5 protein-coding genes and 1 pseudogene are annotated in these 6253 nt (G+C 35.3%); 5 read left to right on the top strand and 1 reads right to left on the bottom strand.

Annotated elements, in window-relative coordinates:
* The 5 genes and pseudogenes from ACI4WO_RS08400 to ACI4WO_RS08380 form a co-directional block, all read left to right on the top strand.
* A pseudogene (locus ACI4WO_RS08400) lies at positions 1–435 on the top strand (5-methyltetrahydropteroyltriglutamate--homocysteine S-methyltransferase); the annotation flags it as partial.
* Positions 422–1285 carry a methylenetetrahydrofolate reductase [NAD(P)H] gene (metF, locus tag ACI4WO_RS08395; protein ID WP_439807111.1) on the top strand — a complete coding sequence of 288 codons (864 nt, stop codon included), beginning with the start codon at positions 422–424 and terminating at the stop codon, positions 1283–1285. The pseudogene ACI4WO_RS08400 and the gene metF, both read left to right, overlap by 14 nt.
* Before the next feature lie 283 nt (positions 1286–1568).
* Positions 1569–2246, top strand: a complete 678-nt coding sequence (locus tag ACI4WO_RS08390; RefSeq protein WP_439807110.1) for a hypothetical protein — start codon at positions 1569–1571, stop codon at positions 2244–2246.
* A gap of 105 nt (positions 2247–2351) precedes the next feature.
* Positions 2352–3062 carry a metal ABC transporter ATP-binding protein gene (locus ACI4WO_RS08385; protein WP_439807109.1) on the top strand — a complete coding sequence of 237 codons (711 nt, stop codon included), beginning with the start codon at positions 2352–2354 and terminating at the stop codon, positions 3060–3062.
* A 147-nt stretch (positions 3063–3209) separates the two neighbouring features.
* Positions 3210–5309, top strand: a complete 2100-nt coding sequence (locus ACI4WO_RS08380) for a putative bifunctional diguanylate cyclase/phosphodiesterase (protein ID WP_439807108.1) — start codon at positions 3210–3212, stop codon at positions 5307–5309.
* A 56-nt stretch (positions 5310–5365) separates the two neighbouring features.
* On the opposite strand, the gene ACI4WO_RS08375 is transcribed toward ACI4WO_RS08380, so the two are convergent.
* Positions 5366–6253, bottom strand: an 888-nt coding sequence (locus ACI4WO_RS08375) for a DUF1015 family protein (protein ID WP_439807107.1), incomplete at its 5' end; no start/stop codon positions are given.

Genomic DNA, 6253 nt, shown 5'->3' with positions numbered 1-6253 from the left:
GACTGGAAGAGCGATTATCTTGACTGGGCAATTCCTGCATTCCGTCTGGTTCACAGCGGTGTAAAGCCGGAAACTCAGATTCACACTCATATGTGTTACAGCGAATTTGCGGATATTATAAAGGATATTGATGATATGGATGCAGACGTAATTACATTTGAAGCATCACGTTCAGATCTTACAATCCTTGATGTACTGAAAGAAAATGATTTCCGTACAGAAGTAGGTCCGGGTGTTTATGATATTCATTCGCCAAGAATTCCGTCAAAGGATGAAATCAAAGCCGCACTGAACAAGATGCTTGACAGAATCCCGGCTGAAAAGCTTTGGGTAAACCCTGACTGCGGACTGAAAACAAGAGGAAATGCTGAAACTGTTCCAAGCCTTGAAAATCTTGTAAATGCGGCAAAGGAGATCAGAAATGAAAACTTCTGAAATTTTCAGAAACAGAACAGCTTTGTCATTTGAAATATTTCCCCCGAAGCCTACATCCGACGAAAAGGTAATTTATAAGACTCTTGATGGTCTGACCGGTTTAAAGCCTGATTTCATCAGCGTTACATACGGTGCAGGCGGAGGAAAAAACTGCGAAAAGACAATACAGATTGCGGCAGATGTAAAGAATATTTACGGTATTGAAAGTGTTGCCCACCTTCCTGGAATTAATATTACCGAGGAGGAAGCCGTAGATATTCTTGAAAAAATCAAAGCAAGCGGAATAAAAAATATTCTTGCACTCAGAGGAGATATATCTCCGGATATTCCGCCGGCAGGACGATTTACGCATGCTGACCAGCTTATTTCATTTATCCGTGAAAGATATGATTTTAATATTCTTGCTGCATGCTATCCTGAAGGACATCCGGAAAGCCGTAACATAATAGATGATATAAATAATCTGAAACGCAAAGCTGAAAGCGGTGCTTCACAGCTTATAACACAGCTTTTTCTTGACAATGATTATTTTTATACTTTTCGTGAGCGTACTGCTCTTGCCGGTATCAATCTGCCTATTGAAGCAGGAATCATGCCTGTAACCAATAAGGCTCAGATTGAGAGAATGGTAAGGCTATGCGGAGTGAATATGCCGAAAAAGTTTATGAAGATGATTGACCGATATGAAAATAATCCTCTTGCACTGAGAGATGCAGGTATTGCCTATGCAATTGACCAGATAGTTGATCTCATTTCACAGGGGGTTGATGGTATTCACCTTTATACAATGAATAATCCTTATGTTGCAAGACGAATTTATGAGGCAGTTTATAATCTGCTTCCGGCATAAGTTATAAATTTTTCAGATTTATATGAAAAGAGGGATGCTCTGTAATTGAGGGCATCCCTTATTTATTGGATTTCAGTCAGACATGTAAAAAACCTGATCAAAAATTTCAGTTAAGAAAACATTTTTACAATTTGATTACATTAAAATAAAAAAATTAATTTAATTGTAATGTATATTTTTAAAATTCTGCGAATAAGATAGGAAATATATGCCAATAACTAATTTAACGGAGGCGATTCTTATTTTATTTGCATATAATTTTTGTATTGGAATTTTATCATCAATGATACTGCTGACTCCCGGAGACAAGCCAACGGGAATACAGTATAGTACTGAAATGCGTGTTCATGAAAGTGAAACTGCTGAGACCGTATGCGAAGTACCTGATGATTCTGAGGATGAATCTACTGTCCAGACTGAGGACACTTGCGAGGATTCTGCTGAGGATGAAGTATATGACGATGTTCAGACGGAAACGGAAGTAACTGAAGAAATAACAGAAGAAGAACATGAAGAAACATCAGAGGATTATGCAAAGACAAGCATGTTTGATGATGGTTTTGACAGTTCCTTTAAGGCGTATATGGACTACAGATGTATAACTGATACGTCATCGGTACAGTATGAAATGCAGCAGCAGGCTTATACAGATTACAGAGGATTCAGACGGATAGGAGATGACTACTGCGTGGCACTTGGTACTGGTATTACCGGCGGATGCGGCGAAAGGTTTATGATATATCTTGACAGCGGATACTGTTTTAGTGCAGTAGTGGCAGATGTAAAATCTGATCTTCATACAGATGCAACATGCTGTTATGTGCCCAGAGGGGACAATTCCGGAAATGTTGTAGAGTTTATTATTGATTCAGATTATGCTGATTACAATATGCTTTCAAGCGGTAATGCAGGATATTATGAAGATTTAAGCGGCAATATTGTTTCCATCGAACCGATATGATTATTGAAGACTGGCTTTTATAATGAATCTGCCGATGATTTTGTCTTGACAAAAAATATAGTCAATGATACAATAAAGTAAATAAAATAAATTCAGGAGAAAAAAATGGAAGAGACTTTAATTACATGCAGGAACTTATCTTTCTCATACGATAATGTAACTGTTGTACAGGAACTTAATTTTTGCGTTGATTCAGGTGACTATCTGTGTATAGTGGGGGAGAATGGTGCAGGAAAAAGTACGCTTATGAAAGGTATTCTGGGACTGAAACAGCCTTCGGAAGGTGAAATCATATACAGCGGAAATCTTAAGAAAAATGAAATAGGCTACCTTCCTCAGCAGACTAATATGCAGCGTGATTTTCCGGCAAGCGTGTATGAAGCAGTCATTTCCGGCTGTCTTAATAAGCATAGATTTTCGCCTTTTTACAGTAAGGAAGATAAACTCAAAGTCAGTGATATCATGAACAAGCTTGGGATAACTGATATTAAGGATCATTGCTATCGTGAGCTTTCAGGTGGTCAGCAGCAAAGGGTACTGCTTGCAAGGGCACTGTGTGCTACAGAAAAGGTTCTTCTTCTTGATGAACCTGTAACAGGTCTTGACCCGGCTGTTACTATTGATATGTATCATTTGATATCGCAAATCAATAATGATTTGGGTATAACAATTATTATGATATCTCATGATATACAAAGTGCATGCAGGTATGCGTCCAAAATTTTACATGTAAATAAAAAGCAGGTGTTTTTTGGCAGCACAGAAGATTATATAAAAAGCGGAGCGTCAAATCGCTTTCTGGATAATGATAAATAATATTTTTTCATGTAAAAATCATAGTTGCAATTGTACAGATCTAACAAAAAAGCATTGATTTTGATTAAAATTATAAGCAGATTATTGACTTTTTTAGAAAAATCGTGTATCATATTTATATATATTAATACAAAATGAGGTGACACAATGGAACTCATCAATTTAAATAATCTGGTATTTGACAGCAGGCATGTTCTTGAGAAAATGCTTGATTCATTTGATGAGGTCTTATATGTTGACAATAAATCTGACTGTTTACTGAAAATAAAAAGCTGCGGAAATTTTTCAGAAATAAGCGATGGTGACAGCTGGGATAAATTTACTTTTGAATTTAAAAGAAATATTTATCCTGATGATATATGCCGTTTAGAAAATATCAATTTATTTCATAATGGCAAGTCTAAATCAGAGATAAGACTTAAAGACAATTCCGGAAATTACAGATGGTGTTATTTTGAAGCTGTAGCTGTGGATGAACATTCATTTTTTGCAATGCTTATGGATCTGAGTACCTGTGAAAATGAGGCTATGATTATAAAATCTGATTACTTCAATAAGGAAGAAAAGATTAATTACCAATATCAACTTATGGAACAGAAATACAAATCTGTAATTGCACATTCGGACATAATGGTTTTTGAACTGGATATGAGAGAGGATTCTATAACTGTTTTTTCCAATCTTCAGAATAATTTTTTATTTGAACAAAATGTAAGCAAACCGTTTAATGAATTCATAAATTCGGATTTTATTTTTAATGAGGACAAGGATGCTTTCTGTGCCAGCATTGATTATACTAAAAAAACGGGAAGCAGATGTGCAAAAATAAGGCTTAAAAATAATGAAGGAAATTTTTTTGAGTGTGAAATTTATTTTTCCGGAGTCTGTGATGCCGGAGGGGAAATCTGTACAATAATTGGTACTGTCAGGGATATTGACAATACTTTGAAATCTGAATATATACAAAACAGTTTTGATGAATCTGCGGATAAGCTTACAGGTCTTGTCGGTTCAAAAGCTTTTTGCAGGGAAATGCATGACATCTTAGTAAAAGAATCAGATAAATCATATGCTATGATATTATTTGATATTGAAAAATTTAAAACGGTAAATGAGCTTTATGGGCTTGAATTTGCTGATGAAATACTGAAATTTATTGCTTTTCATCTGCGCAAGATGTTCAGCGGTACTGACCAGCTGACAGGAAGATTTACAAGTGACTATTTCGGTGTATTTACCGAGTATACAGATGATAGTGATATTATAAATAAAATTGAAAAGCTTAGTTCCAGGATTATAATGTATAAAAATATTCCGCTTGCCATTTCATATGGAATATATAAAATAACTGATAAAAATATGTCTTCACGGCTGATATGTGATTATGCTAATATGGCTAAAAAAACAATTAAAGGAAATCACATTATGCATTATGCTTTCTATAATGAAGATATAATAAGTAAAATATTACAGGATAAAAGCATTGAAAATGAAATGGAAATTGCCTTGGCAGATGGACAGTTTTCCATGTATCTTCAGCCGAAATATAATATAGAAACTTCTGAAATAATTGGCGCAGAAGCTTTGGTAAGATGGATACATCCTAAAAAGGGTTTGATCATGCCGGATAAATTTATACCTCTTTTTGAAAAAAATGGATTTATAGTTAATCTGGACAAATATATCTGGGAACAGGCATGTCTTACTATTCGCAGATGGATGGACAGTGGTCAGAAACCTGTACCTATTTCGGTAAATGTTTCAAGAGTCAATGTGGGGAATCCAAGGCTTATTGAAATTTTAAACGGATTGGTAAGTAAATATAATATTGATAAAAGATATCTTGAACTTGAAATAACAGAAACTGTATATTATGATGACCAGAAATGTCTTATGGATACTTTAAAACAGCTGAAAAATGCGGGGTACACTTTACTTATGGATGATTTCGGTTCAGGATTTTCTTCACTGAATATGCTTAAAAACACACCGTTTGATATTTTAAAAATTGACAGGAATTTCCTTAATGAAACCATGGTTACTGACAAAGGCAAAAAGATTATACTGCATACTATCAGCCTTTCAAATGATATTGGAATAAATACTGTTGCTGAGGGAGTGGAAACAAAGGAACAAGCTGAATATCTTCTTAAATGCGGATGTAATGTGGCTCAGGGTTATTATTATTCAAAGCCGGTAACGCTTGATACTTTTGAAAACATGTTTCATAAAATTAATATTACATAAAAATACAAAGTCCGCCTTTGTAATAAAGGCGGATATTTTAATAAGGTGCTATTTTGTTATTTTATTTTACGGCATTCAATATAATAACGCTTATCCTCAGCATGACCCATTGAAAATGTTTTTCTGGGCAGTGCGCCATCTTTTATAACAGTAGGGAACAGCTGATTTTTGCTCATATCAGGCAGAATGAAACCAATGGAATTTTCATTTTCAGAAAGCTTTGTTACAACATCAATACCGTGAATATAATCAACCTTTCCTTTGTTTTCTGAAAGGTATTTATCAATGAAATTCTGAAGACTTCCAACAGTAAGATTAGACGTTTTATTGTGAATATAAACCGTTTTTTCCCTGCCCTTTGAAACTATTTTAAAGGACTGATCAGACGGCGTATCTGACAGAGCAAGGGCATCATACATAGCGTTTGTAAGCTTGAGAGTATCAGTTTCAGTAACGATTCTGTGAATTGCTTCAAACTCAAGTGCAGGACTGTGAAGATTTACGATTTCCGCCAGAGCATATCTTGCCGGATGATTTGAAAAGTCCTTGTCCGGATTGTTTCTTTTCAGCTGTTCATAAAATTCCTTTGCAGTAGCAAGAGAATGATTTCCGTCACCCATAGCATACAGAAGAACAGAATTACTGCCGTATTTTTTTCTGAAGCTTTCGGCATCCCCCAGAAGATCAAGAGCATTGGTTATCTGAGAACACTTTTCTCTGTCGATAAGATATCCGCTTATTTTTCCGCCGTTTTGCATAAGATCAAAGTCATATAATTTTTTCATATCTTTTTTGCTGTCGGCAAGGGGTTCTATGACAGTATTTTTTTCATCATCAATAAGTATCATTATATGCGGAAGCTCAAGTGCTGCACCGTCACGCACCTTAATACGGGGAGGAATTCTTTCAATAACAGTAGCTTCTGTTGCCCTGACCTGTGAACT

Source organism: Porcipelethomonas sp. (assembly GCF_051893655.1).
In the GTDB taxonomy this organism is placed as follows: Bacteria; Bacillota; Clostridia; order Oscillospirales; family Ruminococcaceae; genus Porcipelethomonas.
Note: the sequence above shows the minus strand (reverse complement) of the source record. Positions and strands in the feature narration are given on the sequence as shown.